1 protein-coding gene and 1 pseudogene are annotated in these 3,577 nt (G+C 69.9%); both read right to left on the reverse strand.

Annotation, left to right across the window (positions count from 1 at the left end):
* Positions 1-103 precede the first annotated feature (103 nt).
* Positions 104-3,142: an FAD-binding and (Fe-S)-binding domain-containing protein gene (locus ACRX5S_RS40930; RefSeq protein WP_436778381.1), complete on the reverse strand. Its 3,039-nt coding sequence runs from the start codon at positions 3,140-3,142 to the stop codon at positions 104-106.
* A pseudogene (locus ACRX5S_RS40935) lies at positions 3,139-3,577 on the reverse strand (SDR family oxidoreductase); the annotation flags it as partial. The gene ACRX5S_RS40930 and the pseudogene ACRX5S_RS40935, both read right to left, overlap by 4 nt.

A 3,577-nucleotide genomic window follows, 5' to 3' on the forward strand; every position in this document is an offset into this window, starting at 1 on the left:
TACGGCGGACGCCCTCTCCTCAACGCAGCCTGATCACCCGGCAACCCGGTCAACGTTTCCGGTCACAGCACTAGACGCACTCGGGCGGGTCGCCCGTGGCTCGTCAGCGGTGTGCGTGTCGGCGCCGCGAGGCTGCCACCGCGGCGGCCGCTGCGGCGGTGACGGCGACGACTGGGAGTAGACCACGTACACCAGGTGAGGACGGCCGTTCAGCCACGACCGGCTTCTGACGAAGTGCCGCCGCCAGGATCTCCGCCAGGTGGAGTGAGGTTCGTCCGGTACCGGCCTGTTCGATCCGGGTACGACAGCTGAAGCCGTCCGCGACAATGAGCGTGTCGTCGTCCGCGTTCCGTACCGCGGGCAGCAGCCCGGCCTCCGCGCAGGCCATCGACACGTCGTAGTGCCCTTTCTCGAAGCCGAAGTTCCCGGCGAGACCGCAGCAGCCCTCGTCCAGGACGTCGGCGTCGACGCCCGCACGCTCAAGGAGCCTGCGTTCGGCCTCGAAACCCATCACCGCGTATTGGTGGCAGTGGCGTTGCACCACCGCGCGGGCGTCCACCGCCGGTGGCCGCCAGTCCTCGGAACGTTCGGCAAGCAGCTCTGCCAGGGTCCTGGTCTGTCGGCGCAGCCGTTCGATGTCCGGGTCCTTGGGCAGGAGTTCGGCGGCGTCGGAACGGAAGACGGCGGTGCAGCTCGGTTCCAGTCCGACGACGAGCGTACCTTGCCGCAGGTCCTCGCGCAGGGTGTCGACGGTCCGGCCCAGGACGCGTTTGGCGACGCCGAGCTGGCCGGTGGAGATCCACGTGAGTCCGCAGCACGCCGCCGTCTCGGGCACCTTGACCCGGAATCCGGCGGCCTCCAGCACCTCGACGGCGGCCTTGCCGACCGCGGGTTGGAAGTTGTCGGTGAAGGTGTCCGGCCATACGACGACCTCGCCACGGTGCCCCTCGCCGCGTGAACCGCCGCGCAGACGCCACCATTCGGTGAATCGCTGCTCGGCGAACACCGGGAGGTCACGCTGCGGGGCGATGCCGCCGAGGGCTTTGACGGCGCGCGCGATCCACGGCACCGACGCGAGCGCGTTGACGGTACGGGGCGCGACCGCGACGAGCCTGGCGACCGCGGGCAGCCAGCCCATCGAGTAGTGCGCTCGCGGCCGCGGCCGGCCCGCGTAGTGGTGGTACAGGAACTCCGCCTTGTAGGTGGCCATGTCGACGTCGACCGGACAGTCCGACTTGCAGCCCTTGCAGGCCAGGCACAGGTCGAGGGCGTCACGCACCTCGCGGGACCGCCAGCCGCCGGACAGGGGCGAATCGTTGCGGACCATCTCGAACAGCAGACGGGCCCGGCCACGCGTGGAGTGCTCCTCCTCCCGCGTGGCACGGTAGCTGGGGCACATCACGCCGCCTTCCGTGGAGCGGCACTTGCCGACACCGACGCACCGGGCCGCGGCACGGCTGAACCTGCCGTCGTCGTGCGGGTACGCGAAGACGGTGTCCGGCTCCCAGGGGAGGTACTTGTCGCCGAGGCGCAGGTTCTCGTCGAGCGGGTACGGGAGGACGATCTTCCCGGGATTCATGCGGTTGTCCGGATCGAACAGCCCCTTCAACCGTTCGAAGCCCTCGACCAGTTCAGGTCCGAACATCCGGGTCAGCAGCTCGCCCCGTGCCTGGCCGTCGCCGTGTTCCCCGGACAGCGAGCCCCCGTGGCCGACGACGACGTCGGCGGCCTTCTCGATGAACGCGCGCATCCGGGCCACACCCTCCGCCGACTCCAGGTCGAAGGGGATGCGGGTGTGGACGCAGCCATGGCCGAAGTGTCCGTACACCGATGGCTGTCCGTAGTCGAACTCCTTGTACAGCCGCTTTATATCGCGCAGGTAGGCGCCGAGGCGGTCCACCGGCACGGCGGAGTCCTCCCACCCTTCCCAGGTGTCGGGGCGGCCCGGGACATGGGCGGTGGCACCGAGTCCGGACTCGCGTACCTGCCACAGTTCGTCCATATGGCGTTCGTCGTCGTACCAGGTGTGGCCGACGTCGTGCGGTTTGCCGTCGACGAGTGCCTTGGCTTTGGCGTCGACCTCATCTCGGGTGTCGCCGGTGAAGCTGACCATGAGGTACGCGTCGCCGTCGGGCAGCATGCGCATCGCTTCGGGATTGAGGTGCTTTTTCCGCTCGTACTGGACGAGTTGGTGGTCGATGCCCTCCAACGCGGCCGGAGTGTGTTCGAGCACGGCGGGTACGTGGTCCGCGGCCTCGCAGATGTCGCGGTAGCCCAGGACGACCAACGACGTGTGGGCGGGTACCGGGACCAGTTCCAGTTCTGCCCGAAGCACCGTGACGAGAGTGGATTCTGATCCGGTCAGCAGTCCGGCGACGTCGAAGCCGTGCTCGGGCAGCAGGGAATCGAGGTTGTAGCCGGAGACCCGGCGGGGAATGTCCGGGAACCGCTCGCGCACGAGGTCCGCGTAACGGTCGCGGAGCGCGGCCATGCCCCGGTACAGGTCCCCCCGACGCCCGTCCTGGGTCGACAGCGCGCTCAGCTCCGCCTCGTCCGTCGGTCCGACCCACATACGGGTGCCGTCGTAAGTGAGGACCTCCAGGCGGCGGAGGTTGTCGACGACCTTGCCGTACGCCTGCGCCGTCGACCCGCAGGAATTGTTCCCGATCATCCCGCCGATGGTGCAGTTCGGGTGGGTGGCGGGTTTGGGCCCGTATTGCAGTCCGTGCGGGGCGAGTCGGCGGTTCAGGTCGTCCAGCACGATGCCCGGTTCGACGACGCACCGGCGGTTCTCCGCATCCACGGACAGCAGCCGGTTGCAGTACTTGCTCCAGTCGATCACGACCGCGGTGTTGCAGCACTGCCCCGCGAGACTGGTCCCGCCGCCCCGCGACAGCAGCGGCGCCCCGTGCTCCCGGCACACGGCGACGGCTTCCTCAGCCGCCTCGGTGGTGCGCGGGACCACGACCCCGATCGGCTCCTGGCGGTAGTTGGAGGCGTCGGTCGAGTACGCCGCCCGCGTGCCGGCATCGAACCGGACCTCGCCGTCCACGCGGGCGACCAGGTCCCGCCGCAACGCCTCGACGTCGACGCGCGGCGGCTCACGGCGAACCACAGGCGGCGGCAGGTCGACCGGGCTCACGCCACGCCTCCGCCGGAACCGTGGAAACGACGTACCGCGTAGTACCCGGCCGCCGCGACGCCGGTCACGGCGGCAACCCGACCGACGTGGTGTCGGCTTGCCCACACCTGCGGATCGGCGGTGTGCGCCTCTTCGTCGAAGCCGCCGTGTGCGCCGACGTCCCGTGTTTCGTCAGCGGGCTGAAACAGATTGCCGCGCCCCTCAGGCGCCGGTAGCGCATCCGTCTGCTGCGAGGCGAAACCCGTGCGTGCCAGATACCGGTCGAGCAGCCCTGGTGCGATGGCGTTCGCCGTCACCGTGAGCGCTGTGGACACACCCACCCGGTACTCGCGTCGCCGCGGATGGTCGGCGGCCCGCAGCACGGCCCGGGCGGCCAACTCGGGCTGGTAGATCGGCGGCACCGGCTGTGCGTGCCGCGGCAGGGGGGGGGGGGGG

The sequence above is a fragment of the Yinghuangia sp. YIM S09857 genome, assembly GCF_051388915.1.
In the GTDB taxonomy this organism is placed as follows: domain Bacteria; phylum Actinomycetota; class Actinomycetes; order Streptomycetales; family Streptomycetaceae; genus Yinghuangia.